The 24843-nt window shown below is 69.1% G+C and carries 24 protein-coding genes; 13 read left to right on the top strand and 11 right to left on the bottom strand.

Going from position 1 to position 24843, the window contains the following annotated elements:
- The first annotated feature begins 147 nt into the window (after positions 1-147).
- Together OG494_RS32545 and OG494_RS32540 are read left to right on the top strand one after the other, a co-directional pair.
- Positions 148-1242: an adenosine deaminase gene (locus OG494_RS32545; protein ID WP_328445246.1), complete on the top strand. Its 1095-nt coding sequence runs from the start codon at positions 148-150 to the stop codon at positions 1240-1242.
- Between the two features lie 110 nt (positions 1243-1352).
- On the top strand, positions 1353-2564 hold the full coding sequence (locus tag OG494_RS32540; RefSeq protein ID WP_328459090.1) for an MFS transporter: 1212 nt from the start codon (positions 1353-1355) through the stop codon (positions 2562-2564).
- A gap of 216 nt (positions 2565-2780) precedes the next feature.
- On the opposite strand, the gene OG494_RS32535 is transcribed toward OG494_RS32540, so the two are convergent.
- Entirely contained in the window at positions 2781-4046 is a 1266-nt protein-coding gene (locus OG494_RS32535; protein WP_328445244.1) for a primosomal protein, read from the bottom strand.
- Between the two features lie 151 nt (positions 4047-4197).
- On the opposite strand from OG494_RS32535, the gene OG494_RS32530 reads away from it, so the two are divergent.
- Both OG494_RS32530 and OG494_RS32525 read left to right on the top strand, forming a co-directional pair.
- Positions 4198-6708, top strand: a complete 2511-nt coding sequence (locus OG494_RS32530) for a DEAD/DEAH box helicase (RefSeq protein WP_328445243.1) — start codon at positions 4198-4200, stop codon at positions 6706-6708.
- 39 nt (positions 6709-6747) lie between these two features.
- Entirely contained in the window at positions 6748-7791 is a 1044-nt protein-coding gene (locus tag OG494_RS32525) for a C45 family peptidase (RefSeq protein ID WP_328445242.1), read from the top strand.
- Here the strand turns inward: OG494_RS32525 and OG494_RS32520 are convergent.
- The gene (locus tag OG494_RS32520) at positions 7777-8331 is read right to left on the bottom strand and encodes an NADPH-dependent F420 reductase (protein WP_328445240.1); all 555 of its coding nucleotides are present in this window, start codon (positions 8329-8331) and stop codon (positions 7777-7779) included. The two genes, OG494_RS32525 and OG494_RS32520, sit on opposite strands and share 15 nt — an antisense overlap.
- Positions 8332-8399: 68 nt before the next feature.
- Between OG494_RS32520 and OG494_RS32515 the strand changes: the two genes are divergently transcribed.
- The gene (locus OG494_RS32515) at positions 8400-8723 is read left to right on the top strand and encodes a winged helix-turn-helix transcriptional regulator (RefSeq protein WP_328445238.1); all 324 of its coding nucleotides are present in this window, start codon (positions 8400-8402) and stop codon (positions 8721-8723) included.
- Here OG494_RS32515 and OG494_RS32510 read toward each other — a convergent pair.
- Positions 8614-9300, bottom strand: a complete 687-nt coding sequence (locus tag OG494_RS32510) for a hypothetical protein (protein ID WP_328445236.1) — start codon at positions 9298-9300, stop codon at positions 8614-8616. The genes OG494_RS32515 and OG494_RS32510 overlap by 110 nt on opposite strands.
- Before the next feature lie 185 nt (positions 9301-9485).
- Positions 9486-10466, bottom strand: coding sequence for a sugar-binding transcriptional regulator (locus tag OG494_RS32505; RefSeq protein WP_328445234.1), 981 nt, complete (start codon positions 10464-10466; stop codon positions 9486-9488).
- A 128-nt stretch (positions 10467-10594) separates the two neighbouring features.
- Here OG494_RS32505 and OG494_RS32500 point away from each other — a divergent pair, with 128 nt between their 5' ends.
- The 5 genes from OG494_RS32500 to OG494_RS32480 are packed head-to-tail and all read left to right on the top strand — an operon-like array spanning position 10595 to position 15803.
- Positions 10595-11599: a zinc-dependent alcohol dehydrogenase family protein gene (locus OG494_RS32500; protein ID WP_328445232.1), complete on the top strand. Its 1005-nt coding sequence runs from the start codon at positions 10595-10597 to the stop codon at positions 11597-11599.
- On the top strand, positions 11586-12926 hold the full coding sequence (locus tag OG494_RS32495; RefSeq protein ID WP_328445230.1) for an ABC transporter substrate-binding protein: 1341 nt from the start codon (positions 11586-11588) through the stop codon (positions 12924-12926). The genes OG494_RS32500 and OG494_RS32495 overlap by 14 nt, the downstream gene beginning before the upstream one ends.
- A complete protein-coding gene (locus OG494_RS32490) occupies positions 12926-13858 on the top strand; it encodes a carbohydrate ABC transporter permease (RefSeq protein ID WP_328445228.1) in 933 nt (310 codons plus the stop codon). Before OG494_RS32495 ends, OG494_RS32490 begins: the two co-directional genes overlap by 1 nt.
- Positions 13855-14727 carry a carbohydrate ABC transporter permease gene (locus OG494_RS32485; protein ID WP_328445226.1) on the top strand — a complete coding sequence of 291 codons (873 nt, stop codon included), beginning with the start codon at positions 13855-13857 and terminating at the stop codon, positions 14725-14727. Before OG494_RS32490 ends, OG494_RS32485 begins: the two co-directional genes overlap by 4 nt.
- A 2-nt stretch (positions 14728-14729) precedes the next feature.
- Positions 14730-15803 (top strand): ABC transporter ATP-binding protein, encoded by a 1074-nt coding sequence (locus OG494_RS32480; RefSeq protein ID WP_328445225.1) that lies wholly within the window; start codon positions 14730-14732, stop codon positions 15801-15803.
- A 59-nt stretch (positions 15804-15862) separates the two neighbouring features.
- Here OG494_RS32480 and OG494_RS32475 read toward each other — a convergent pair whose 3' ends face one another.
- The 3 genes from OG494_RS32475 to OG494_RS32465 are packed head-to-tail and all read right to left on the bottom strand — an operon-like array spanning position 15863 to position 18548.
- Positions 15863-16057, bottom strand: a complete 195-nt coding sequence (locus OG494_RS32475; protein WP_328445224.1) for a ferredoxin — start codon at positions 16055-16057, stop codon at positions 15863-15865.
- 39 nt (positions 16058-16096) lie between these two features.
- On the bottom strand, positions 16097-17302 hold the full coding sequence (locus tag OG494_RS32470) for a cytochrome P450 (protein WP_328445223.1): 1206 nt from the start codon (positions 17300-17302) through the stop codon (positions 16097-16099).
- Between the two features lie 13 nt (positions 17303-17315).
- Positions 17316-18548: a cytochrome P450 gene (locus tag OG494_RS32465; RefSeq protein ID WP_328445221.1), complete on the bottom strand. Its 1233-nt coding sequence runs from the start codon at positions 18546-18548 to the stop codon at positions 17316-17318.
- A 180-nt stretch (positions 18549-18728) separates the two neighbouring features.
- Between OG494_RS32465 and OG494_RS32460 the strand changes: the two genes are divergently transcribed.
- From OG494_RS32460 to OG494_RS32450, 3 genes are all read left to right on the top strand, one after another.
- Positions 18729-19373, top strand: coding sequence for a TetR/AcrR family transcriptional regulator (locus tag OG494_RS32460; RefSeq protein WP_328445219.1), 645 nt, complete (start codon positions 18729-18731; stop codon positions 19371-19373).
- Between the two features lie 115 nt (positions 19374-19488).
- Complete coding sequence (locus OG494_RS32455) at positions 19489-19644, top strand: hypothetical protein (RefSeq protein ID WP_328445217.1); 156 nt, start codon at positions 19489-19491, stop codon at positions 19642-19644.
- Positions 19645-19654: 10 nt separating this feature from the next.
- Entirely contained in the window at positions 19655-20317 is a 663-nt protein-coding gene (locus tag OG494_RS32450; protein ID WP_328445215.1) for a GH12 family glycosyl hydrolase domain-containing protein, read from the top strand.
- A gap of 9 nt (positions 20318-20326) precedes the next feature.
- Here OG494_RS32450 and OG494_RS32445 read toward each other — a convergent pair whose 3' ends face one another.
- The 4 genes from OG494_RS32445 to deoC form a co-directional block, all read right to left on the bottom strand.
- Positions 20327-21394 (bottom strand): beta family protein, encoded by a 1068-nt coding sequence (locus tag OG494_RS32445; RefSeq protein WP_328445213.1) that lies wholly within the window; start codon positions 21392-21394, stop codon positions 20327-20329.
- 133 nt (positions 21395-21527) lie between these two features.
- A complete protein-coding gene (locus OG494_RS32440) occupies positions 21528-22394 on the bottom strand; it encodes an aldehyde dehydrogenase family protein (protein ID WP_328445211.1) in 867 nt (288 codons plus the stop codon).
- Positions 22387-23820, bottom strand: a complete 1434-nt coding sequence (locus tag OG494_RS32435; protein ID WP_328445209.1) for an aldehyde dehydrogenase family protein — start codon at positions 23818-23820, stop codon at positions 22387-22389. The genes OG494_RS32440 and OG494_RS32435 overlap by 8 nt, the downstream gene beginning before the upstream one ends.
- Positions 23820-24794 carry a deoxyribose-phosphate aldolase gene (deoC, locus tag OG494_RS32430; RefSeq protein WP_328445207.1) on the bottom strand — a complete coding sequence of 325 codons (975 nt, stop codon included), beginning with the start codon at positions 24792-24794 and terminating at the stop codon, positions 23820-23822. The genes OG494_RS32435 and deoC overlap by 1 nt, the downstream gene beginning before the upstream one ends.
- Between the last annotated feature and the right edge of the window lie 49 nt (positions 24795-24843).

Below are 24843 nucleotides of genomic sequence, written 5' to 3'. Positions count from 1 at the left end.
TGCTCTGTGTATGGCCCCCGTGAAGCGGGTATTGCGGAGGCTGCCCCCGGATGGCCGATTCGTTACCCGATCCTCGACGCTGAGGGTTAGCCCGAGGCTGAGAGTTACGGCCATGTAGGGGAATGACAACGAGGTTACCGTTGGGGGATGTCCGACGAAACCCCTGTTCTGCCCATCGAGACGCTCCGCCGCGCGCCCAAGGTGCTGCTGCACGACCACCTGGACGGCGGGCTGCGGCCCGCCACCGTGGCCGAGCTCGCCGACGCCACCGGTTATGCCGGCCTGCCCACCAGCGACCCCGCCGAGCTGGGCAGCTGGTTCCGCCAAGCGGCGGACTCCGGCTCACTCGTCTCCTACCTCGAGACGTTCGCGCACACCTGCGGGGTGATGCAAACGGAGGAAGCCCTGGTCAGAGTCGCCGCGGAAGCTGTCGAAGACCTGGCCGCCGACGGCGTCGTCTACGCCGAGGTGCGCTACGCACCGGAGTTGTTCGTCGAACGCGGTCTGTCACTCGATACGGTGGTCGAGGCTGTCCAGGCGGGGTTCACGGAGGGCACACAGCGTGTGGCCGCGGCCGGCGGTTCGATCCGGATCGGGACGTTGCTCTGCGCGATGCGCCAGCACGCCCGGGCCCTCGAGATCGCGAACCTGGCCGTCCGCTACCGCGACGCCGGCGTCGTCGGGTTCGACATCGCCGGCCCGGAAGACGGATTCCCGCCGACCCGCAATCTCGACGCTTTCGAGTATTTGCGGCAGAACAATGCGCATTTCACCATTCACGCCGGTGAAGCGTTCGGTCTTCCGTCCATTTGGGAGGCGATTCAGCACTGCGGTGCCGAACGGCTCGGGCACGGCGTGCGGATCATCGAGGACATCAAGAGTGACGCCGACGGCACGGTCCACCTTGGACGGTTGGCCGCCTATGTCCGCGACCGCCGCATCCCGCTGGAGATCTGCCCGACGTCGAACGTCCAAACAGGCGCCGCGCGCTCGATCGCCGAGCACCCCATCGGCCTGCTGGCGAAGCTGCGCTTCCGGGTGACCGTCAACACGGACAACCGGCTGATGAGCGGATGCACGATGACCAGCGAATTCGCTGCGCTGCACGAGACCTTCGGCTATGACCTGGACGAGCTGCGCTGGTTCACGATCAATGCGATGAAATCCGCCTTCATAGATTTCGACTCCCGGCTCGCGCTGATCGACGACGTGATCAAGCCCGGGTACGCCGCCCTGCGCTGACCCCGGCGCCTTCGGACCGCGACCGCCGGATGGTGGTTGCGGTCCTTAGGCACGACAACTATCGTTCACTATGTAGGAAGTTGTTCTCAATATTTGAGACGGTGAAGACGATGGCGCAGGTCAAGGGCGGGTCGATCGAGCAGGTGCAGGCGAGTTCACGACGGTGGCTCATCCTTGCGCTCGGTCTTGCCGCCCAGACCGCGAGCTGTTCGTTCCTCTACGGCATCCCGTTCCTGGTCCCGGCGATGCGGGCGGCCGAGGGGCTGACGCTGGCCCAGGCCGGCACGGTCGTCGCGGCCCCCAGCATCGGGTTGTTGTTCACCCTGATCGTGTGGGGCGCGGCTGCGGACCGTTACGGAGAGCGCCTGATCATGGCCCTCGGCCTGGGGGCTTCAGGGTTACTCCTGGTGTACGCCGGGCTCGGCGCTCACTCCGTCGGGCTGCTCTTCGGGGTGTTCCTTGCTGCCGGAGCGTGTTCGGCGTCGGTGAACGCGGCGAGCGGCCGGGTCGTCATGGGCTGGTTCGCGAAGTCCGAGCGCGGGGTCGCGATGGGGATCCGCCAGACGGCCCAGCCGCTGGGGGTCGGCGTCGCCGCGCTCGGGCTGCCGCCCCTGGCCGCGCACTTCGGGTTCCGCGCGGCGGTGCTGCTGCCGGCCGGGCTGGCGATCGTCGTCGCGCTGCTCGTGGCCTGGCTCGTCACGGACCCGCCGCGGCCGCCCAAGCCGGCAACGGGGGAGAAGCCGCCTTCGCCGTACCGGCACGCGACGCTGTGGCGGGTGCACGGCGCGAGCGCGTTGCTGGTGGTCCCGCAGTTCGCAGTCTCGGCCTTCGCGCCGGTGTACCTGGTCGCGGTGCAGCACTGGAGCGCGCTGTCCGCGGGCTGGTACCTGGCGGTGGTCCAGATCCTGGGGGCGGCGGGCCGGCTCGGGTCGGGCTGGTGGTCCGACCGCGTCGGCAGCCGGTTGCGCCCGATGCGGCAGCTCGCGTTCGCCAGCTGCGCGGTGATGCTGCTGGTGGCACTGGGCGACGCGACGTGGCCGTGGCTGGTGCTGCTCGCGGTGGCGCTGGCCGGGATCATCACGGTCGCCGACAACGGCCTCGGCTTCACCGCGTCGGCCGAGCTGGCCGGCCTGGCGTGGTCGGGCCGCGCGATGGGCACGCAGAACACGGGCCAGAACATCGCGGCGTCCCTGACCCCGCCCCTGCTGGGCCTGGTGATCGGCGACAGCCGCTACGCGCTGGCCTTCTGCGTCGCGGCGATCTTCCCGGCCCTGGCGATAGCGGTGGTCCCGGTCCGCGCGGAGCGCACCACAGAGGACTGACCCCGTGTCGTCCGCCCGGGTACGCGTGTCGTCCGGCTGGGTACGCGTGTCGTCCGCCTGAGTACGCGAGTCGACCCTCGGATCACGCGAGTCCGGTGTGTCGCCCGTACCTGGATGGACGACTCGCGTACCTGGAGGGACGACTCGCGTACCTGGATGGACGACACGACGAAGGCCACCTCCCGGACGGGAGGTGGCCTTCGTGAGGTCGGAAGATCAGGCGACGGTGAGGCGGTTTTCGAACGTCTCCACCAGCTTGCGCCACGAGCCCTGCTCCGCGTCGAACGGGGCGCTCGGCTCGAGGCGCGTCGGGTCCGGGCGCAGGACGAACGAGACCAGCCAGCCCAGGCTTTCGTTGCTCGCCAGTGCGGTCTCGGCCGTGTCGTCGCCCGCCCAGTCGGCCGCGTCGGTGATCAGCTCGACGGCCAGCTCGAGCTGGGTCGGGTCGATCGCCTCCGGGCCTTCCGCGATGTCGGCGTCGATGCCGGACAGGACGTAGGTGTTCTCCTGGTCGACCTCGATCTCGAGCTCGCCGGCCGTGGCCTTCGCCAGCACCTCTTCCCACGTGGACACGTCGGCGAGGTCGGTGTCGGCGAGGTCCTTGCCGTCGGCCAGGGCCCGCGCCAGCGCCTTCTCGGACGTGTAGACGTCGATCTCGCCCTCGCTGCCGAGGAACACCGGCGAGTCGTCGAGGTAGCAGCGCAGCGTGTAGTACTCCGCGCCGGAGGTGATGATCTTGATCGGGTCGATGCCGACCTCGGCCCAGAAGCCGACCGGACCTTCGTCCTCTTCGTCTTCGGCGTCGTCATCCGCGTCGGCGGAGTCGATCGCCTCGAGGTCCTCTTCACCCTCGGCGCCGGCCTCGGCCTCCGCGGACTCCTCGTGGAACGCCGCCAGCTCCTCGGCGGTCTGCTCCAGGACCTTCTCGTCGACGTCGGGCGCGGTCACCAGGCCGTCGATCGCGTCCAGCACGGTGTCCCACTTCTGCGACACCGTCTCGGACAGGTCGTTCCACACCTGGACGCCGACGCTCCCGGTGAACGGGAGGGTGCCCTGGTCGAGCAGCGAGAAGCCCTCGGTCGAGTCGAGGATCTCGTGGACCTCTTCGAGGTCGCAGACGTCGGCGAGCGACCGCACGATGCCGATGATCTCGGCGAGCTCCGCGATGTGCCAGATGTCCGGCTCTTCGGCGACGAGCTCGGGCACTCCGACGAGGTCGTACGTGTGGTCCTCGTCCGGGATCAGCTCCGGGACGTTCAGCGACGGAACCGCGTCCCACGCCGGGTGATCCAGCAGGTCGTGCCGCTCGGAGGTGCGCACGAACGCCGCCAGGTGGGCGGCGTCCGGGAACGCGTACAGGTCGTCCTCGTCGCCGAGGAACGCTTCCCACTCCTCGCCGTCCTCCCGCCAGCGCGGCGCCCACAAGGTGACGACGTCACCCTGCGGCAGGCCGAGTTCGATCGGGATGATGTCCTGTGCCATTCCTAAGCCCTCCGGATTACCGCCCGTGTGCGCGCGAGACCGAAAGTATCCCCCGGTCGATGCGCGGTACCGCGAAGCCTACGGGTTTACCACTCGTGATGCGATCGCCCCTGCCGACTTTGCGACGAGCGGATGGCACGATGGACGTCTGATGACTCTCACAGACCTCCTGCCTGCGGATCCCGACCCCGACACCCTCTTCGAAGCCTTCACGACCTGGACGGCCGAACGGGGCATCGAGCTGTACCCGGCGCAGGAGGAGGCGGTGATGGAGGTCGTCTCCGGATCGAACGTCATCCTCTCGACGCCGACCGGCTCCGGGAAGAGCCTCGTCGCCGTCGGCGCGCACTTCACCGCGCTCGCCCAGGGCCGCCGCAGCTACTACACCGCGCCCATCAAAGCCCTGGTGTCGGAGAAGTTCTTCCAGCTCATCGAGATCTTCGGGGCGGACAACGTCGGGATGATGACCGGCGACTCCGCCGTCAACCCGGACGCGCCGATCATCTGCTGCACGGCCGAAATCCTGGCGAACATCGCGTTGCGGTTCGGGGCCGACGCCCCCGTCGGGCAGGTCGTGGCCGACGAGTTCCACTTCTACTCCGAGCCCGACCGCGGCTGGGCGTGGCAGGTGCCGATCCTCGAACTGCCCAAGGCCCAGTTCGTCCTGATGTCGGCGACCCTGGGCGACGTGTCCTTCTTCGAGAAGGACCTCACCCGCCGCACCGGCAAGCCGACGGCCGTGGTCACGTCGGTGCAGCGCCCGGTGCCGCTGACCTTCCGGTACGCCCTGACCCCGCTGCACGAGACCATGTCCGAGCTGCTCAACGGCGGCCAGGCGCCGGTCTACGTCGTGCACTTCTCGCAGGCCGCGGCCATCGAGCGGGCGCAGACGCTGATGAGCATCAACGTCACGACCAAGGCGGAGAAGGAGGCCATCGCCGAACTGCTCGGCGACTTCCGGTTCTCCGCCGGCTTCGGCAAGACGCTCTCGCGGCTGGTCCGCCACGGCATCGGCGTGCACCACGCCGGCATGCTGCCGAAGTACCGCCGATTGGTCGAGACCTTGGCGCAGTCCGGGCTGCTCAAGGTGATCTGCGGGACCGACACCCTCGGCGTCGGCATCAACGTACCGATCAGGACAGTGGTCTTCTCCGCGCTGACGAAGTACGACGGCGTCCGCCAGCGCCACCTCAAGGCGCGCGAGTTCCACCAGATCGCCGGCCGCGCCGGCCGGGCGGGCTACGACACCGACGGCTACGTCGTCGTCCAGGCGCCCGACCACGTCGTCGAGAACGCGAAGGCGCTGGAGAAGGCGGGCGACGACCCGAAGAAGAAAAAGAAGATCGTCCGGAAGAAGGCGCCGGAGGGCTTCGTCAACTGGACCGAGAGCACGTTCGACCGGCTGATCGCGGCCGAGCCCGAGCCGCTGACGTCCAGCTTCAAGGTCACGCACTCGATGCTGCTGAACGTGATCTCGCGACCGGGCAACGCGTTCGACTCCATGCGGCACCTGCTGGAGGACAACCACGAGGACCGCGCGTCGCAGCGCAAGCTCATCCTGCGCGCCATCGCGATCTACCGCGCGCTGCTGTCCGCCGGCGTCGTCGAGCGGCTGCCCGAGCCCGACGAGCAGGGCCGGATCGTCCGGCTCACCGTCGACCTGCAGTTCGACTTCGCGCTCAACCAGCCGCTTTCGCCGTTCGCGCTGGCCGCGATCGAGCTGTTCGACCTGGAGTCCCCGAGCTACCCGCTCGACGTCGTGTCCACTGTGGAATCCACTGTGGACAACCCGCGGCCGGTGCTGTCGCAGCAGCAGTTCAAGGCACGCGGCGAGGCCGTGAACGCCATGAAGGCCGAGGGCATCGAGTACGACGAGCGGATGGAGCTGCTCGAGAACGTCTCGTACCCGAAGCCGCTGGAAGAGCTGCTGCAGGGCGCGTTCCACAGCTACCGGCAGGGCCACCCGTGGGTCGACGACTACGAGCTGTCGCCGAAATCGGTCGTGCGCGACATGTACGAGCGCGCGATGAACTTCGTCGAGTACATCGGCTTCTACCAGCTCGCCCGGTCCGAAGGCCTGGTGCTGCGCTACCTCGCGGACACCTACGACGCGCTGCGCCACACGGTCCCCGACGAGGCGAAGACCGAGCCGCTGCAGGACCTCATCGAATGGCTCGGCGAGCTCGTCCGGCAGGTCGACTCCAGCCTGCTCGACGAGTGGGAAGCCTTGCGGCACCCCGGAGACGTCACAGCAGAGGGCCTATCCAGCCGGCCGCCGGCCGAACCGCCCGCCGTCACACGCAACGAGCGCGCGTTCCGCGTCCTGGTGCGCAACGAGCTGTTCCGCCGGGTCGAGCTGTTCGGGCGCCGGGCGTGGAACGTGCTCGGCGAGCTGGACGCGGCGTCGGGCTGGGACGCCGAGGCCTGGGAAGACGCGATCGAGGACTACTTCGAGGAGTACGACGCGCTGGGCACCGGCCCGGACGCGCGCGGCCCGGCGCTGATCATCATCGAGCAACTGCCGGACGTCTGGAAGGTCCGCCAGATCTTCGACGACCCGGCGGGCGACCACGACTGGGGCATCAGCGCGGAGATCGACCTGGCCGCGTCCGACGAAGCCGGCTCGGCGGTGGTCCGCGTGGTCGCGGTGGGCGCGCACTAGAGCGTTGCCTTTTCCTGACTGCTCAGGCATCGTGAGCGCATGGCGGCGACGGTCGTGGAGCACCAGGTCGGTGACGTGCGCTGGACGATCGTCCGCGGCCCCCGCGACGCCGCCTTCCGTGAACTGGGCGCGTATGCGGCCGACGACATCCGGACCGTCCTCGACGGACTGCCGTCCTGGCCGGTCGCCGGGCGGGCACGGCGGTCGCCGGTGCTGTTCCGGGCGATCGAATCGGCGTCGCAGGTCGAGCACCCGGACGCCTACGCCGAACTGACCGCGTTGGCTCTCGGCGCCGGGGTGCCGTTCGACGACCTGCTGCTGGCCAACCTGCGTGGCGACCTGGGCACCGGCGACGGCACCGGCTGCACCGACTTCGCGTGGGTCGGCGCCCGGAGCCTGCTCGGCCACAACGAAGACGGCGCGCCGGTGTTCGACGGCCTCGGGCGCCTGCTCACCCTGCTGATCGACGGCGAACCCGGCGTCTGCGTCTGGTGGTACCCGGGTTTCCTGCCGGCCAACACGTTCACGCTCACCACGCACGGACTGGTGTGGGGGATCGACAGCGTCAACGTCGTCGCGCCGTCGCCGTGCGCCGGGCGGCACTTCCTGGCGCGGTCGGCGCAACGGGCCGCCACCGTGGCGGAAGCGGTGTCGCTGCTGCGCTCGCACGCTTCCGCCGGCGGGTTCGCGTACACGATGGGCCAGCTCGGTTCGGCCGGGGTGACGGTGGTCGAGAAGGCGGGCCACGAGACGGCCGTGACCACTGTGGGCAGTGGGCTTTCCTGGCACACCAACCACTTCCGCCAGCTGCCGCCGAACCTCGACGCGGCCGACGAGGAGAGCCTGAACCGTGCCGAGGTCTGCGCGCACCTGACGCCGGTCGCCCCGGACGCGAAGTGGCTGGCGGACACGCTGACGACCGACGTGCACCGCGACACCACCGGCGGCGACCCGCTGCTGACGTTGAGCACGCTGGTCACGGACCTGGCCGACGGCACGGTGACGCTCATCCCGCGCGGCGGCGCACCCCTGCGGGCCCGGGCTTCGGACCTCGCGGCCGGCAACGTCTCAGCCGTCGGCTGAAACCAGGATCGCCTGGGCGTCTTCGCCCGCGAACCACAGGCCGATGGCGAACGCCGCCGTCGCCTCCAGCAGGTGCGCGCGGTCCAGGCCGCCGCCGAGGACCGGGGTGCAGCCGACGTCGCGGACCAGCGTGCGGACCGCGTCGAGGGCCGCCGGGTCGTCGCCGCAGAGCGGAACCGTGAGCGTCGCGGGCGGCTCGCGCCAGACGTCGGCCGGGGCCAGGTTGAACGCCTTGACGACGTGCGCGTCCGGCGCGGCGGCCGCGATCCGGGTCGCCACCGGGGTGCCGGGCGGGGGCTCGGTGCCGGTCGGGCCGGGCTGGTTGGTGCAGTCCACCAGGACCTTTCCGCCCAGGGGCCCCGCTTTCGGCAGGACTTCGAAGACGGCGTCCGCGGGGATCGCCAGGAGCAGCGCGTCCGCGAACGCCGCCACCTCCGCCCACCTGCCACGACCGGCCACTCGCAGCTCGTGGCCGGCGTCCGCCCAGCGCGTGCCCAAGGCTGTCGCCATCGCGCCCGTGCCGAAGATCCCGATCCGCATCCGTCCTCCTTGTGCTTGGCTGGTACCAGCACGACGGTAGGAGCCCCGGCAGGAACCGAAAGGTAACCATGGACTTTCTCGCCGACTGCCGCACGCGGCTCGCGTTCGACCTGGTGGCCAACACGTGGAACCCGGTGGTGCTGTGGGCGCTGCGGCGCGGACCGCGCCGGCACGGCGAACTGCGTCGCGCGATCGGCGGGATCAGCGCCAAGGTGCTCACGGAAACCGTGCGGCGCCTGGAGACCGACGGCCTCCTCGAGCGCCGCGACGGCGCCTACGTCCTCACACCGCTGGGGGAGACACTGCTGGAGCCGATCGAGGGCTTCGGGCGGTGGGCGGCTGAGCACGGCGACGACGTCGTCGCCGCTCAAAACCGAGCACGACCAGCGTGACCAGCGACAACGCGGGCAGCGGGTAGCCGGCGAGGAGCCCGGCGCCGACGTCGAACGCGGGCGCGGCCACCCCGGCGACGAACACCCAGGTCGGCGCGGTCGGCGGTTTCGCGGCGGGTGACCACGGCGTTTTCTTCCACGGCTTCGCGATCGAAAGCCACGCCTGGAAGGACAACGCGCTCGCCATCAGCGAGGCTCCGGCGATCTGCGGCCAGGCGACGGTGGCGGTGTCCGCGGCGTCGCGGAGCGCGGGGGAGAGCAGGAAGATCCCGGCGTAGAGCTGGATGAGCGTCAGGACGAGCTTCGTGAGCACCCACCAGTGTCGGGTGTAGCCCCACGCGGTCGCGCCGGCGAGCACGAGGCCGGTGAAGGCGGAGACGTTCGCCATCGGGGCCAGGAGCACGGAGTCGAGCCGGTCGGCCATCGAGGTCGCGGCGCCGGCTTGCGCGGGCCGCGTGAGGGCGAGCGACATCAGCACGACGAGCGCGAGGGCCTGGCTCATCCAGGCGACCGACGACACGACGTGCAGCCAGACGACGGCCTGCCGCCAGCGCGGCGAAGTCTTGGTTCGGGTCACGGCTTCAAGGCTCGCCTGCGCGGGGCCCGGGCACATCAGGCGTAACCCCGGAGCCCGCGGCACACGATCTACGCCCACTGGGTCAGCATGCGGGGCGCGGCCTACACCCAGGGGAGTACCTTCCCATATTCTGAAACTCTCGTCCCAAAAGACGCATCTTTCCCTACGAAAGCTGCGTCTTGGGCTCAGCGCGGCGGGTTCTTCGCGGCCAAGGCCAGGAGCGGGACCGCCGCGGCGGCGTCGGTGATCAGGGTCGAGACCATGCCCGACCGCAGCACGGCGTCCACCGCCGACGCTTTCGGCTTGCTGTAACCCAAAGCGATCACCTCCGGCACCGCCATCAGCTCCTCGTGGCTGATCGCCAGCACGTGGTGGGCCAAGCCGGTCGACAGCGCGTTGCCGGACGCGTCGAACAGGCGCGCCGCGACCTCCGCCGTCGCGCCGCGGGCCGCGATCGCCGCTCGCTCCGCCTCGTCCAGCGCGTCGTAGACGGTCGACTCGCCCGGCTGCCACGCGCCGATGCTGACCACGGCTTTGGTCAGGTTCCGGAACTGGCCGAACGTCTCGGTGATGCCCGGCTGGCGTCGCAGGGTCTCGGTCGTGCGGCGGTCCGGGAGCACGAGCGGGCCGAAGATCGGGTAGGCGTCGCCGCCGGACACCGCCGTCACGCGGCTGACCGTCTCGACCGAGCGGCCGCGCATGTCCATCCCGGCCTGCACGCCGCAGAGCTGGACGACCGGGCAGCGCGCCAGGGCCCGGATCGCCTCGGCCAGCGCGTTCACCGAACGCGCCCAGGAAAGCCCGAGGATGTCGTCGGTCGTCACGATCTCTTCGAGCAGCCGGGCGGCCAGTGCACCGATCCTGGCCCGGACGACTTCTTTCGGCTCCCGCTCGGTTGAGCGTTCGAGCACGAGGGCCCGGTCCAGGCCGTACGCCGAGCGGATCTCGTCCGACAGGGCCAGGTCCACCGGTGCGGGCAGGTCGAACTCCACCCGGACCAGTCCGGACTCCCTTGCGGTGTCGAGCATCCGCGCGACCTTGAACCGGCTGACGCCGAACTCGTCGGCGATCTCCAGCTTGGAGCGTCCTTGCACGTAGAAGCGCCGGGCGACGGTAGCGAGCAGCATGGCGTCGGTCAGCGACGGCTGCTTCTTTGACGTGCTCATATGAGCACTATAACGCGAAATCTGCCCGAAAGGTTGACGTAACACCGACGTCAGACCTGTAATGCCTTAACAAACTCTCGACGCTTCAGGTCAACGTTGCTCATATGAGCGCGAGGAAGGGGCAAGGCATGCGTGCCGCCATCATCGACCGGCCCGGCGAGATCAGGGTCGGCGAGGTGCCCGATCCGAAACCAGGGGAACGACAGGTCGTCATCAAGGTGGGCGCGTGCGGCATCTGCGGCACCGACCTGCACATCGCCGACGGCCACTTCCCGCCGACGCCGTACCCGATCGTCCCCGGTCACGAGTTCGCCGGGGAGATCGTCGAGCTCGGCGACGACGTGCCGGGCGGGTGGGAGATCGGCGACCGCGTCGCCGTCGACCCGTCCCTGTTCTGCGGCTACTGCGGCCCGTGCCGCTCCGGCCACGGCAACCTCTGCGCGAACTGGAACGCCACCGGTGACACCGTCGACGGCGCCTTCGCGGAGTTCGTCGCCGTCCCGTCGGCCAACTGCTACCGGATGCCCGACACGATGACCTGGGAGCAGGGCGCGCTGGTCGAGCCCGTTTCCTGCGCGGTGCACGGCGTGCGCCGCGTCGGCGTCGAAGCCGGAGAGCGCTTCCTCGTCGTCGGCGCCGGCACCATGGGCCTGATCATGCAGCAGCTGCTGCAGCGCGCCGGCGCCCACGTCACCGTGGTCGACCGCAACAAGGACCGGCTGCCGCGGGCGAGCCGGCTGGGCGCCGTCGCCACCGCGGCCGACGTCGGCGAGCTGAACGGCGAGAAGTTCGACGTCGCCGTCGACTGCACCGGTGCCGCCCCGGCCATCGAAGCCGCTTTCGACTCGATCCGCCGCGGCGGCCGGCTGCTCGTCTTCGGCGTCGCACCGGCCGAAGCCCGCGTCGCGCTTTCGCCGTTCCGCATCTACAACGACGAGATCACCGTCGTCGGCTCGATGGCCGTGCTGAACAGCTACGGCACCGCGCTCGACCTCGTGGCCGGCGGCGCCATCAACACCGGCGAGCTGCTCACGGACCGGCTGCCACTGGAGCAGTACCCGGACGCGCTCGCCAAGATGCGCAGCGGCGCCGGCCTCAAGGTGCAGGTACTCCCGGGAGGTGGCCGTGCGTAAGCTGCTCACCCTCCTCGCCGCGACGTCCCTGCTGGCCACCGGCTGTGCCGGCGCCGGCTCGGTCGGCACCGGTAACTCGACGCTCGTCATCGCGATCGTGTCCAACCCGCAGATGAAGGACGCGATCTCGCTCGCCCCCGAGTTCGAGAAGGCCACCGGGATCACCCTCAAGTTCGTCTCGCTGCCGGAAAACCAGGCCCGCGCCAAGATCACCGCGTCGACCGCCACCGAGGGCGGCGAGTTCGACGTCGTGATGATCAGCAACTACGAGGCCCCGCAGTGGGCGGCCAACGGCTGGCTCGAGAACCTCGAACCGCACATGGCGGCCACCCCGGGTTACGACGAAGGCGACTTCATCCCCAGCATCAAGCAGTCGCTGTCGTACCAGAACCAGATGTACGCCGTCCCGTTCTACGGCGAGTCGTCGTTCCTGGCCTACCGCAAGGATCTCTTCCAGAAGGCCGGGCTGACCATGCCGGCCAAACCGACGTGGCAGCAGGTCGCGGACTTCGCCGCGAAGCTGGACGACAAGGCCAACGGCGTCGCCGGCATCTGCCTGCGCGGCAAGCCGGGCTGGGGCGAGAGCCTCGCGCCGTTTTCCACGGTGGCCAACACCTTCGGCGCGCAGTACTTCGACAAGGACTGGAACGCCAAGCTGACGTCGCCGGAGTTCAAGGACGCCGCGAACTTCTACGTCAACCTGATCCGCGACCACGGTGAGGTCGGCGCCTCCAGTGCCGGGTTCTCCGAGTGCGGCACGCGCTACACGCAGGGCAACGCGGCGATGTGGTACGACGCCACGGTCATGGCGGGCACCAACGAGGACCCGTCGAGCAGCAAGATCGTCGGCAAGTCGGGGTACGCGCCGGCGCCGGTCGTCAAGACGCAGGCCAGCGGCTGGCTCTACACCTGGGCCCTCGGCATCCCCAAGGTGGCCAAGGACAAGGACGCGGCCTGGAAGTTCATGGCCTGGATGACCGACAAGGCGTACGTGCAGAAGGTCGGGGCGACCTACGGCTGGAACCGCGTCCCGCCGGGCGTGCGTCAGTCCACTTACGACATCCCCGACTACGCCAAGGCCGCGCAGGCCTACGCGAAACCGACACTCGACGGCATCGCGGACGCGAACCAGGAGAAGGCCATGGCGAACCCGGTGCCCTACCCCGGCATCCAGTTCGTCGGCATCCCCGAGTTCCAGGACCTGGGCACCCGGGTGAGTCAGCAGCTTTCGGCGGCGATCGCCGGCCGCGAGTCGGTCGACGACGCCCTGAAGCAGTCCCAGGATTACGCCCGGACAGTGGGCGACTCCTACAAGGCGGTGCAGTGATGTCCACCCTCTCCGTAGAAACCCCCACCTCTCACACCCACGCGAAGGCCGCGGAAAAGAAGGGCCTGAGCACCGCGGCCAAGCGGCGCCTGCCGCTGCTGCCGGCGTTGCTCTTCGTCGTCGCCGTGACGCAGCTGCCGTTCCTGCTGACCGTGTTCTACTCGTTCCAGTCCTGGAACCTGGTCCGGCCGGGTTCGCGGCACTTCGTCGGCCTGGACAACTACATCGACGTCTTCAGTGACACGACGTTCCTGGTCGCGCTGCTGAACACGGTGCTGCTGACCGTGGTCTGCGTGCTCGTCGCGCTGCTGCTCGGCCTCGGCCTGGCGATCCTGCTGGACCGGAAGTTCCTGGGCCGCGGTTTCGTCCGCACGCTGCTGATCACGCCGTTCCTGATCCTGCCGGCGGCCGGCGCGCTGCTGTGGAAGACGACGATGTTCGACCCGACCTACGGGTTGCTGCACTTCGTCTTCGGCACCGACACCTACTGGCTTTCGCAGTTCCCGCTGGCTTCGGTGATGGCCCAGATCGTGTGGCAGTGGACGCCGTTCATGATGCTGCTGATCCTGGCCGGGCTGCAGAGCCAGTCCAAAGAGGTCCTGGAAGCCGCTTCGGTCGACGGCGCGAGCCGCTGGCGGACGTTCGTCTCCATCACGCTGCCGCACCTGTCGCGGTTCCTGCAGCTGGCGACGCTGCTGGGCGCGATCTACATCGTGAACAGCTTCGACGCGATCTTCCTGATGACGCAGGGCGGCCCGGGCGTGTCCAGCACCAACCTGCCGTACTACATCTACCAGCGCGCGTTCGAAGGCTTCGACGTCGGCCAGTCGTCGGCGATGGGCGTGATCGTCGTGATCCTGACGATGATCGTCGCGACCTTCGCCCTGCGCTTGATGTTCCGCACGTTCTCGGTGGACGGAGGCATCAAATGACCACGCTCGCCACGCGCCCGTCGGCGGCCGGCACCGCGGCTCCCGCCCGCAAGCCGAAGCGCAAACTCGGCCCGGGCGCGCTCACCGTCGTCACCTGGGTGATCGCGATCCTGTTCGTCTTCCCGCTGCTGTGGATGATCCTCACGGCGTTCAAGCAGGAGTCCGACGCCTACACCGACCCGCCGAAGCTGTTCTTCAGCCCGACGTTCGACCAGATCGCGAACGTCCTGAAGGGCGGGTTCCTGCCCTACGTGGCGAACTCCGCGTTCGTCACGGTGATCTCGACGCTCTTGGTGCTGCTGCTCGGCATCCCGGCGGCGTACGCGCTGTCGCTGGCGCCGGTGAAGAAGACGTCGAACGCGCTGGGCTTCTTCCTCTCGACGAAGATGCTGCCGATCGTCGCGGCGATCATCCCGCTGTACATCATCTCCCAGAACACCGAGCTGCTGGACACGGTGTGGGCGTTGATCATCCTCTACACGTCGATGAACCTGCCGCTGGCCATCTGGATGATGCGGTCGTTCTTCCTCGAAGTGCCGCACGAGATGATCGAGGCCGGCCGGATCGACGGCGCGAACCTGCCGACGCTGCTGCGCCGGATCATCATGCCGGTGGTCGCGCCGGGGATCGCGGCGACCGCGCTGATCTGCGTGATCTTCTCCTGGACCGAGTTCTTCTACGCGGTCAACCTGACGGCGGCGCGCGCCGGCACCGTGCCGGTGTTCCTCGTCGGGTTCATCACGAGCGAGGGCCTGTACTGGGCCCAGCTGTCCGCGGCCGCGCTGCTGGCTTCGCTGCCGGTGATGATCGTCGGCTGGTTCGCGCAGAACCACCTCGTCCGGGGCCTGTCGATGGGAGCGGTGAAGTAGTCATGGCAGCAGTCAGCTACGAGAAGGCGTCGCGGATCTACCCGGGTGTGTCGTCGGTGAAGGCGGTCGACCAGCTCGACCTTTCGGTGCCGGACGGCGAGTTCCTCGTGCTGGTCGGGCCGTCCGGTTCGGGCAAGTCGACGGCGTTGCGGATGCTGGCCGGGCTGGAGGACGTCGACGAAGGTGCCGTCCGCATCGGCGATCGCGACGTCACGGGCCTGCCGCCGAAGGACCGGGACATCGCGATGGTGTTCCAGTCCTACGCGCTGTACCCGCACATGACGGTGGCCGGCAACATGGGCTTCGCGCTGGAGCTGCGAGGGATGTCCAAAGAGGACATCGCGGCTCGGGTGGGCGAGGCCGCCGCGATGCTGGACCTGACGCGGTTTCTCGACCGCAAGCCGAAAGCGTTGTCCGGCGGGCAGCGGCAGCGCGTCGCGATGGGCCGGGCGATCGTGCGCGAGCCGAGCGTGTTCCTGATGGACGAGCCACTGTCCAATTTGGACGCGAAGTTGCGGGTGGAGACCCGCGCGAACATCGCTCAGCTGCAGCGGCGCCTCGGCACGACGACCATCTACGTCACGCACGACCAGGTCGAGGCGATGACGATGGGCGATCGGGTGGCGGTCCTGCGCGACGGCCGGTTGCAGCAGTGCGCTTCGCCGCGGGAGCTGTACGACAACCCGACGAATTCGTTCGTGGCGGGTTTCATCGGCTCGCCGGCGATGAACCTGGCTCTGCTGCCGCTGACGGACGGCGGCGTCCGGCTGGGCGACGTCGTCCTGCCGCTGCCGCGGTCGGTGCTCACCGCGGCCGCCGGGTTGCGCGAGGTCACGTTCGGCGTCCGCCCGGAGTCCCTGGAACTGGTCGCCGAAGGCGGCTTCGAGCTGGTGGTGGAGCTGGTCGAGGAACTGGGCGCGGACGCCTACCTGCACGGCAAGGTCGGCGACGACCGTTTCGTGGTCCGCGTCGACGGCCGCCGGCCACCCCGCATGGGCGACAACGTCCGCGTGGCATTGCGCGGCGAAGGCGAGACCCACGCCTTCAACCCGGAAACGACCCTGCGCCTGAGCTAGATGTCCGTGAAGGCCTCCTTGAGGGACTCTGAGTCCCTGAAGGAGGCCTTCACGGAACGTCACTCCTCCAGGGAGAGGGCCTGGCTGGGGCAGACGTGCACCGCTTCACGGGCCTTCTCGATCAGCTCACCCTGCGGCTGGTCGTCGAGCACGATGACCGTGCCGTCGTCCTCGCTCTGATCGAACAGCGCGGGCTCGGTGAGCACGCACTGACCCGCGCCGACGCACTTGCCGGTGTCCGCGATGATCTTCATGGTTCTTCTCCTGTGGTGGGAGGGCCGTCCGGTCGATCTCTACCAGGTGACCGGCAGCCGGTACAGCCCGTAGATGTTCGCGTCGTCCTTGAACGGCAGTTCTTCCACGGGAACTGCCAGTTTCAGCGACGGAATCCGCCGGAACAGCGTGTCGAAGACGATCTGCAGTTCCATCCGCGCCAGGTTCTGGCCGAGGCACTGGTGCGGCCCGAAGCCGAACGCGACGTGGTGGCGCGCGCCGCGGTCGATGTCCAGCTCGTCCGGGTTCTCGAACGCTCCGGGGTCGCGGTTGGCCGCGTAGCCCAGCGCGAGCACACCCTCGCCGGCCCGGATCAGCTGCCCGCCGAGCTCGACGTCCTCGACGCACAGCCGCGCGGTGGCCGCGTCGACGATCGTCCAGTAGCGCAGCAACTCCTCGACGGCGTCGAGCGTCTTGCCCGGGTCGGCTTCCAACATCGCGAGCTGCTCCGGGTTCCGGAGCAGCGCCACCGTCGACAGCGAGATCATGTTCGCCGTCGTCTCGTGCCCGGCCACCAGCAGCAGGAAGCCGGTCGCGGCCAGCGAAGCACGCCGGTAGGTGCCGTCTTCGCGGAGCTTGACGATCTGCCGGCCGAGCAGGTCGTCCGGCGGGTTCGCCTCCTTCTCCGCGATGAGCTCTTCCATGTAGCCGCGGACGGTGTCGAACGCCGCCCGCCGCTCCTCGGGCGACGTCGAGCGCTTGATCAGCTTCGCCGTGTGGGTCTGGAAGAAGTCGTGCTGGGAGTAGGGCACCCCGAGCATCTCGCAGATCACCAGCGACGGCACCGGCAGCGACAGAGCCTCGACGAGGTCGCCGGGGTTCGGCCCGGCCAGCAGCGCGTCGATCCGCCCGTCCACGATCTCCTGGATCCGCGGCCGCAGCGCCTCCATCCGGCGCACGGTGAACTCGCCGAGCACGGCCTTGCGGGCCGGCCCGTGCTCGGGCGCGTCCATGGTGATCATGGTGCGTTCGTCGCCTCGGCGGCGGAACCCGCCGACCACGAGCTGCGGGAAGTCCGGGTGCTGCCGGTCGGCGCTGAACCGCCGGTCGTTCAGCACGGTCCGGACGTCCTCGTGCCGGCTGACGACCCAGGCCCGGCCGCCGTCGGGGAGCCCGACGCGGGTGATCGGCTCCTCGTCGCGGATCTCCTGGTAGGCGGGCGGCGGCGAGAACGGGCACGTGCGGGTCATCGGGAACTGGTGGACCGGCTCCTCGACTGTCGTCATGATTTCCCCTCTTTCACCAGGTCACGGGCAGGCAGTACAGACCGAAGATCGACGAGTCGTGCTTGAACGGCAGCTGCTCGACCGGCACGGCCAGCTTCAGCTCCGGGATGCGGCGGAAGAGCGTGTCGAACACGATCTGCAGCTCCATCCGGGCCAGGTTCTGGCCGAGGCACTGGTGCGGCCCGAAGCCGAACGCGACGTGGTGGCGCGCGCCGCGCTCCAGGTCCAGCTCGTCCGGGTTGTCGAACGCCTCCGGGTCGCGGTTGCCGGAGTAGCTGAGGCCGAGCACGCCCTCGCCCTCGCGGATCAGCTGGCCGCCGATCTCGAGGTCCTCGGTGGCGACGCGCGACGTCGCGAACTCGGCGATCGTGAAGTACCGGAGCAGCTCCTCGACGGCGTCGAGCGTCTTGCCCGGGTCGTTCTTGATCAGCTCGAGCTGGTCCGGGTTCTCCAGCAGCGCGACGGTGCCGAGCGAGATCATGTTCGCCGTCGTCTCGTGCCCGGCGATGAGCAGCAGGAACGCCAGGGAGACGAGCGAGTCGTGGTCGGCTTCGCCGTGCTCCTCGCGCTGCTTGGCGATCTGGCGGCTGAGCAGGTCGTCGGCCGGCTCGGTCTCCTTCTTGGTGACCAGCTGGTCGAGGTAGCTCTGCAGCTCGTCGAGGGCCTTGATCCGCTCGTCCTGCTCGACGTCCCGGTTGAGCAGCGTCGAGCTGCGGACCTGGAAGAAGTCGTGGTCGGCGTACGGGACACCGAGCAGCTCGCAGATGACCAGCGACGGCACCGGCAGCGACAGCGCGGTGACCAGGTCGGCGGGCTTCGAGCCGGCCAGGATCGCGTCGATGTGCTCGTCGACGATCTGCTGGATGCGCGGCTGGAGCGCCTTCATCCGCTTGACCGTGAACTCGCCCACGACCTCGCGCCGGGCCGCGCCGTGCCGCGGCGGGTCCATGTTGATCAGCGACGCGGTGAAGTTGCTCCGCCGCACCGGGCGCCCCTGCTTGGTCAGGATCGGGAAGCCCGGGTTGAACCGGTCGGAGCTGAACCGCGGGTCGGTCAGCATCTGCCGGACGTCCTCGAGCCGGGTGATCGCCCAGGCCTCCTGACCGGACTGCAGCCCGACGCGCTGGACGGGGCCTGCTTCGCGCAGCTTCCCGTACGCCGGTGGCGGCGCGAACGGGCAGCTGCGCACGAGCGGGAAGACCTCTTCCCCGGTCGCGCTCGTGGTGGGTTCGGCGACTTCGGTCATTTCGGATCCCCAAATCGGACGGAAAGTATGTGGAGGATTACATTCCGGTTCTAGATCCCAACGTACCGAAGCGGAAGGACATCGTCCACTAGCTAACGGGTGACATCTTGCGGATGCACTATGTGGCCGCCTGACCGTGCGAGAATCACCCCGCGCCAGATTCAGCGAGAGGCGAACGGCATGACGGCAGACCCCGAGACCAGCCTGCGGGCGGACGCGCGGCGCAACCGCGACCAGATCCTGGCCGCCGCGAAGAGCATCTTCGCCGCGTCCGGTGCCGAAGTGCCGATGGAGGAGATCGCCCGGGCGGCCGGCGTCGGCGTCGGCACGCTCTACCGGCGGTTCCCGGACCGCGACGCCCTGGTCCGCGCGGTCGCGCTGGACAACTTCGAGCGGGTGCTGATCGACGCGCGCCGGATCGCCGCGGAGGAGACGTCGCCGTGGAACGGGCTCGAGCGGCTGCTGCGGCAGTCGGTCGAGCTGCAACTGGTCGTCCAGCTCGCGATGGTGTCGCACCGGGCCCTGGTGATCCTGAAGGGCGACCCGGAGATCCACCGCCTCCGTGACGAGATCCTCGTGGTCCTCGACGACTTCGTCCGCGGCGCCCAGGCCGAGGGCAAGCTCCGCGCGGACGTCGGCGCGGGCGACGTCGCGATCCTGTTCGCGACGATGCTGCGTCAGATGCACGCGAAGACGGACGAGGTCGCGGCGATGGCGGCGAGCCGCTGCGTGGGCATCATGATCGACGGGCTGAGCGCGCGGCCGGGAACGCCGCTGCCGGGCCGCCCGATCACGTCGCACGACCTGGATCCCGAAAGCGGCTGATCGTCATTTCCCCGTGTTAGGGTTCCGCCTCGTTCTGCCATTGTTGATGAGGCGGGAAAATGCGACGAAGAACCCTGGCTGTTTTGTCGGTAGTTCCCTTCTTCGTGCTCGCCGCGTGCGGGCAGGACGGCGGCTCGGCGGCTCCGGCCGCGGTATCGCCCGTCGCGTCGTCGTCGTGGTCGTCACCTCCGGCGTCATCGCCGGTGACGACCAGTGGCACTGTCGCGCCGCCGGCGTCGGTCCCGAAAAGTGCCTCCCGACCTGCGCCTAGTGCGCCGTCGGTGACGCCGGTCCGCAACTGCGGCAGCCCGGATTTCACCACGAGCGACCCCGACGGCGGCTGGTCGACGGGCGGCTACTACGTCCACAACAACATGTGGAACTCCGACGAGGCCGGCCCGGAAACGCTGCGTGCGTGCGCGTACAACAATTGGTATGTGGATTCCACCCAGCCGTCGACGACGTCGGTGAAAACCTATCCGAACGTGCACAAGGACATCAACGACCAGAACGGAAAGCCGTTCAACGACTATTCGGTGATCAGCTCGAAGTTCGCCGGCCGCGGCCCGGGCACGGGCATCTACGACGTCGCGTACGACCTCTGGCTCAACGGCGTCGGCGACGGCAAGGGCGTGACCGAGGTGATGGTCTGGACGGAGAACCTCAAGCAGCAGCCGTCGGGCGACAAGGTCGGGACGTACTCGGCGGGCGGCCACACGTACGACGTCTGGGCGGACGACGACGGCTACATCGCGTTCGTGTCCCAGGCGACGCAGTACTCGGGCGCGGTGGACCTGAAGGCGATGATCGCCTGGGGCATCGGCAAGGGCTTCATCCCGCCGAACCCCACGGTCAACCAGATCGGCTACGGCATCGAGTTCTGTTCCACAGGCGGCGGCAAGGCGAGGTTCACGCTGACGGACTTCTCGGTGACGATGAGTTAGCAGGCTGGGTCAAGCCGCACTGCGGCCGGCCAGGTAGGCCAGGTGGTGCGAGGTCGCCAGCGCGACGGGCTTGCTGCTGTCACCGAAGCCTCGACCCCGGCCGGTGGCGGCCTCGTGGATCTCGCGGTCGCCCCACGAGAAGTCCGGCCCGGCGAAGTTGTCCGACTCGATCAGGTGCCGGCACACGATCCGGAACGCACCGGCACGTGGTGAATCGGCGGCGCGGTCATCCGGCTCCGGCATCCGCTCCCGCGAATAGAGCCAGTGGTCCGGACAGGTGTACTTCATGGCGACGTGGTTGCTGCGGAAGCCGCCGCCAGGAATCGGGTGCACTGTGCCGTAGTCACCCAGCCGAAGGTCCGCGGCGGCCGCTCGGACCAGGTTCGCCCAGAGGGTTTCCTCGGTTCGGGGCTGCTCCCACGTCGAGGTCTGTGCGAGAGTCCGTGGGATCGAACCGCTCAGCAAACTCACGGATCGGAACTCGCCGAGTTCCGCGAACGCGGCCAGGATGGCCGCGGCTTCGTCGAGCTGTGACGTTGTCGCCTTGTCGAGGTACTGCAGATCGAGGATCAGGTCGATCCGGTCGGTATCGAGGTCGAGCCGCTCGATGATCCGTTCGATGTTGTCGCGCCCCGCTGTGGCCGACCGGACGCGGAACGCGCAGCCGGCCCCGAGCTCGTGGCACAGGCGGCCCAGTGCGACGGCCGGCTGTTCCGCGGCATCGCTGCGGACCACGGGGATGAACGCGATCGGACCCGGCCCGTCGAGGAGGTCCACCGGGTCGGCCAGGCGGTCGGTCATCTGGCCGAGCGCGCCGGTCGGCCCGGTCCCGAACGCCGGCAGGCCCGCGACCTCGGACGCATCCAGCATGACGCGCCGGCCGAGGCGTCGCAGGTCGCGGACGGCAGCTTCGATCGCGCCCAGCTGGCTCGCCGGAGCGCTGCCGTGGGGATCGAACTGGAGCAACGGCTGGACCTGCCGGACCTGTTCGGGGCGCGAAAGTGCTCGTAACGCGGTCAGCTCGCCGGCTTTCGCGCGCAACGCGACCAGGGTTGCGAAGCTGTCATGAGCGTCCACGACACCCCTCGATCACGCCAAGTGAGAGTCCGGTTACTCATCAACGATAGATCGAGATGTCCCGTTCGAGAATCCACCACAAGTTGGAAAAGCCACCACCCGGCGACCGAGTGGTGGCTTTCACCAGCGAAACTCAGACGCCCAGTGGGTGCCAGACCGTCTTGGCCTCCAGGTAGCGGCGCAGCCGCGAGAGGTCCGGGGCGACCGTCCAATCCGGCTCGGCGTCCGGGACCGTCAGCACCCGCTTCACCGTGTTCGCCGCTTCACGAGCCAGGCCCGGGCGGTCCGAAGCCGCGGCTCCTGTCGGGTCCAGGGCGTTCACGTCGCCGTGGGAAGCCAGCCAGGAGCCCAGTTCCGACGCCTGGCCCGTCAGGATGTTCGCCACTCCGCCCGGGACGTCCGAGGTTGCCAGGACCTCCGACAACGTGATCGCCGGCAGGGGACGCTCCGCGCTCGAGACCACCACCGCCGTCGAGCCGGTGGCCAGGACCGGGGCCAGGACGCTGACCAGGCCCAGCAACGACGACTGCTGCGGCGCCAGGATGCCCACCACGCCCGTCGGTTCCGGGACGGTGAAAGAGAAGTACGGGCCCGCCACCGGGTTGGCCGCGCCGAGGACCGTGGCGATCTTGTCCGTCCAGCCCGCGTACCAGACCCAGCGGTCGATCGCCGCGTCCACAAGGGACTCCGCCTTCTTCGCCGCCAGACCCTCCGAAGTGGACACTTCGGCGATGAACTGGTCGCGGCGGCCTTCCAGGACTTCGGCCACCCGGTAGAGCACCTGGCCGCGGTTGTACGCCGTTGCCGCTGACCAGCCGGGGAACGCCTTGCGGGCCGCGACCACCGCGTCGCGGACGTCCTTGCGGGACGCGTGCGCGGCGTTCGCCAGGAACTTGCCCTTCGCGTCCGTCACCGGGTAGACCCGGCCGGACTCCGAGCGCGGGAACTTGCCGCCCACGTACAGCTTGTACGTCTTGGCGACGGAGATTCGGTCAGACATTCAGATACGCCTCCAGCCCGGTGCGGCCGCCTTCGCGCCCGAAACCGGATTCCTGGTAACCGCCGAACGGGGCGGCGGGGTCGAAGCGGTTGAAGGTGTTGGCCCAGACGACGCCGGCCCGCAGCTGGTTCGCCATCCACAGGATGCGCGAGCCCTTCTCGGTCCAGATGCCCGCGGAAAGGCCGTACGGCGTGTTGTTGGCCTTCGCGACGGCCTCGTCCGGCGTGCGGAACGTCAGCACCGACAGCACCGGGCCGAAGATCTCCTCGCGCGCGATCCGCATCGACTGGTGGACGTTCGCGAACACCGTGGGAGCGAAGAAGAACCCGCGGTCCGGCACCGGGCACGGGCTGGTCCAGCGCTGCGCGCCCTCGGCGTCCCCCGCTTCGACGAGCCCGCGGATCTTCGCCAGCTGCTCGGCCGAGTTGATCGCGCCGATGTCGGTGTTCTTGTCCAGCGGGTCGCCGAGGCGCAGCGTCGAGACGCGGTAGCGGAGCTTCTCCAGCACCTCTTCGGCGATGGACTCCTGCACCAGCAACCGCGAGCCCGCGCAGCAGACGTGGCCCTGGTTGAAGAAGATGCCGTTGACGATGCCCTCGATCGCCTGGTCCAGCGGTGCGTCCTCGAAGACGATATTCGCCGCCTTGCCGCCCAGCTCCAGCGTCAGCTTCTTCGCCGTACCCGCGACTTCGCGCTGGATCGCCTTGCCGACCTCGGTCGAGCCGGTGAACGCGATCTTGTTGATGTCGGCGTGCTCCACAATGGACGCACCGATGTCGCCGGCGCCCGGGAGGATGTTCACCACGCCCGGCGGCAGCTCGGCCTGCTGGCAGATCTCGGCGAACACCAACGCGGTCAACGGCGTCGTCTCCGCCGGCTTCAGCACCACGGTGTTGCCGGTGGCCAGCGCCGGTGCGATCTTCCACGCCAGCATCAGCAGCGGGAAGTTCCACGGGATGATCTGGCCGGCAACGCCCAGTGGCTGGGGGTTCGGCCCGTAGCCGGCGTACTCCAGCTTGTCGGCCCAGCCCGCGTGGTAGAAGAAGTGCGCCGCCGCTGTGGGGACGTCGGAGTCGCGTGACTCCTTGATCGGCTTGCCGTTGTCCAGGCTCTCCAGCACCGCCAGCTCGCGCGAGCGTTCCTGGATCAGCCGCGCGATGCGGAACAGGTACTTCGCGCGCTCGGTGCCCGGCATCTTCGACCAGACACCGTTGTACGCCTTGCGCGCGGCCTTGACCGCGGTGTCCACATCGGACTTCGACGCGGTGCCGACCTCGGCCAGGACCTCTTCGGTGGCCGGGTTGATCGTCTTGAGCGGCTCACCCGAGCCGTCGACGAATTCGCCGTTGACGAACGGCTTGTAGTGGTCCTTCAGGTTCGCGATGGCGCGCGACTCCGGCGCCGGTGCGTACTCGAAAACAGGCATCAATCCACCGTCACGTAGTCGGGGCCGCTGTAATGACCGTCCACCTGGGTGCGGCGCTGCAGCAGCAGGTCGTTGAGCAGGCTGGACGCGCCGAAGCGGAACAGGTCCGGGGTCAGCCACTGCTCGCCGGCGACTTCGTGCACCGCGACCAGGTACTTGATGGCGTCCTTCGTGGTCCGGATGCCGCCCGCGGGCTTGACGCCGCGCAGTTCGCCCGTCGTCACGTGCCAGTCGTGGACCGCCTGCAGCATGATGTGCGTGACCGGCAGCGTCGCGGCGGGGGAGACCTTGCCGGTGGACGTCTTGATGAAGTCGCCGCCGGCCAGCAGCGCCAGCCACGACGCGCGCCGCACGTTGTCGTAGGTCGCCAGCTCGCCGGTCTCGAGGATGACCTTCAGGTGGGCGTCACCGCAGGCGGCCTTGATCGCCTGGATCTCCGCGAAGACGTCCATGTAGCGGCCTTCGAGGAAGGCACCGCGGTCGATCACCATGTCGACCTCGTGCGCGCCCGCGTCGACGGCGATCTTCGTGTCGGCCAGCTTGATCTCGCGGCTGGTGCGGCCCGCGGGGAAGCCGGTCGCGACGCTCGCGACGTGCACGCCGCTGCCCTTCAGCGCCTCGACGGCCGTCTCGACCATGTCCGGGTACACGCAGACGGCGGCGACGCGCGGGGTGTCCTGCCGCTCGGGGTCGGGGCGGACCGCCTTCGCGGCGAGCGCCCGGACCTTGCCGCGGGTGTCGGCGCCCTCCAGCGTGGTCAGGTCGACCATGGAGATGGCGGTGTCGATGGCCCACCGCTTGGCGTCCTTCTTGATGCTGCGCGTGCCGAGGCCCGCCGCGCGCTGCTCGACGCCGACCTGGTCGACACCGGGCAGCCCGAGCAGGAAGCGGCGCAGGCTCGCTTCGTCGCGAGTCGCGTCCGCCAGCGGTGCCGGGGTGGCCGGCGCCGCTGACGTGCTGGTCGTGGCTGTCATGGGCCTGAGTCTAGGCGGCGGGTCCGGCAACGCGAGCCCCCGTTGGGTG

The organism is Amycolatopsis sp. NBC_00438 (assembly GCF_036026695.1).
Classification (GTDB): domain Bacteria; phylum Actinomycetota; class Actinomycetes; order Mycobacteriales; family Pseudonocardiaceae; genus Amycolatopsis.
Note: the sequence above shows the minus strand (reverse complement) of the source record. Positions and strands in the feature narration are given on the sequence as shown.

Excerpts from the sequence above, each read along its gene's own strand:
- OG494_RS32490 (WP_328445228.1), top strand. The coding sequence starts at position 12,926 with ATGTCCACCCTCTCCGTAGAAACCCCCACCTCTCACACCCACGCGAAG.
- OG494_RS32540 (WP_328459090.1), top strand. The coding sequence starts at position 1,353 with ATGGCGCAGGTCAAGGGCGGGTCGATCGAGCAGGTGCAGGCGAGTTCA.
- OG494_RS32530 (WP_328445243.1), top strand. The coding sequence starts at position 4,198 with ATGACTCTCACAGACCTCCTGCCTGCGGATCCCGACCCCGACACCCTC.
- OG494_RS32500 (WP_328445232.1), top strand. The coding sequence starts at position 10,595 with ATGCGTGCCGCCATCATCGACCGGCCCGGCGAGATCAGGGTCGGCGAG.
- OG494_RS32460 (WP_328445219.1), top strand. The coding sequence starts at position 18,729 with ATGACGGCAGACCCCGAGACCAGCCTGCGGGCGGACGCGCGGCGCAAC.
- OG494_RS32520 (WP_328445240.1), bottom strand. The coding sequence starts at position 8,331 with ATGCGGATCGGGATCTTCGGCACGGGCGCGATGGCGACAGCCTTGGGC.
- OG494_RS32485 (WP_328445226.1), top strand. The coding sequence starts at position 13,855 with ATGACCACGCTCGCCACGCGCCCGTCGGCGGCCGGCACCGCGGCTCCC.
- OG494_RS32465 (WP_328445221.1), bottom strand. The coding sequence starts at position 18,548 with ATGACCGAAGTCGCCGAACCCACCACGAGCGCGACCGGGGAAGAGGTC.
- OG494_RS32470 (WP_328445223.1), bottom strand. The coding sequence starts at position 17,302 with ATGACGACAGTCGAGGAGCCGGTCCACCAGTTCCCGATGACCCGCACG.
- deoC (WP_328445207.1), bottom strand. The coding sequence starts at position 24,794 with ATGACAGCCACGACCAGCACGTCAGCGGCGCCGGCCACCCCGGCACCG.
- OG494_RS32515 (WP_328445238.1), top strand. The coding sequence starts at position 8,400 with ATGGACTTTCTCGCCGACTGCCGCACGCGGCTCGCGTTCGACCTGGTG.
- OG494_RS32505 (WP_328445234.1), bottom strand. The coding sequence starts at position 10,466 with ATGAGCACGTCAAAGAAGCAGCCGTCGCTGACCGACGCCATGCTGCTC.
- OG494_RS32480 (WP_328445225.1), top strand. The coding sequence starts at position 14,730 with ATGGCAGCAGTCAGCTACGAGAAGGCGTCGCGGATCTACCCGGGTGTG.
- OG494_RS32475 (WP_328445224.1), bottom strand. The coding sequence starts at position 16,057 with ATGAAGATCATCGCGGACACCGGCAAGTGCGTCGGCGCGGGTCAGTGC.
- OG494_RS32545 (WP_328445246.1), top strand. The coding sequence starts at position 148 with ATGTCCGACGAAACCCCTGTTCTGCCCATCGAGACGCTCCGCCGCGCG.
- OG494_RS32440 (WP_328445211.1), bottom strand. The coding sequence starts at position 22,394 with ATGTCTGACCGAATCTCCGTCGCCAAGACGTACAAGCTGTACGTGGGC.
- OG494_RS32525 (WP_328445242.1), top strand. The coding sequence starts at position 6,748 with ATGGCGGCGACGGTCGTGGAGCACCAGGTCGGTGACGTGCGCTGGACG.
- OG494_RS32435 (WP_328445209.1), bottom strand. The coding sequence starts at position 23,820 with ATGCCTGTTTTCGAGTACGCACCGGCGCCGGAGTCGCGCGCCATCGCG.
- OG494_RS32535 (WP_328445244.1), bottom strand. The coding sequence starts at position 4,046 with ATGGCACAGGACATCATCCCGATCGAACTCGGCCTGCCGCAGGGTGAC.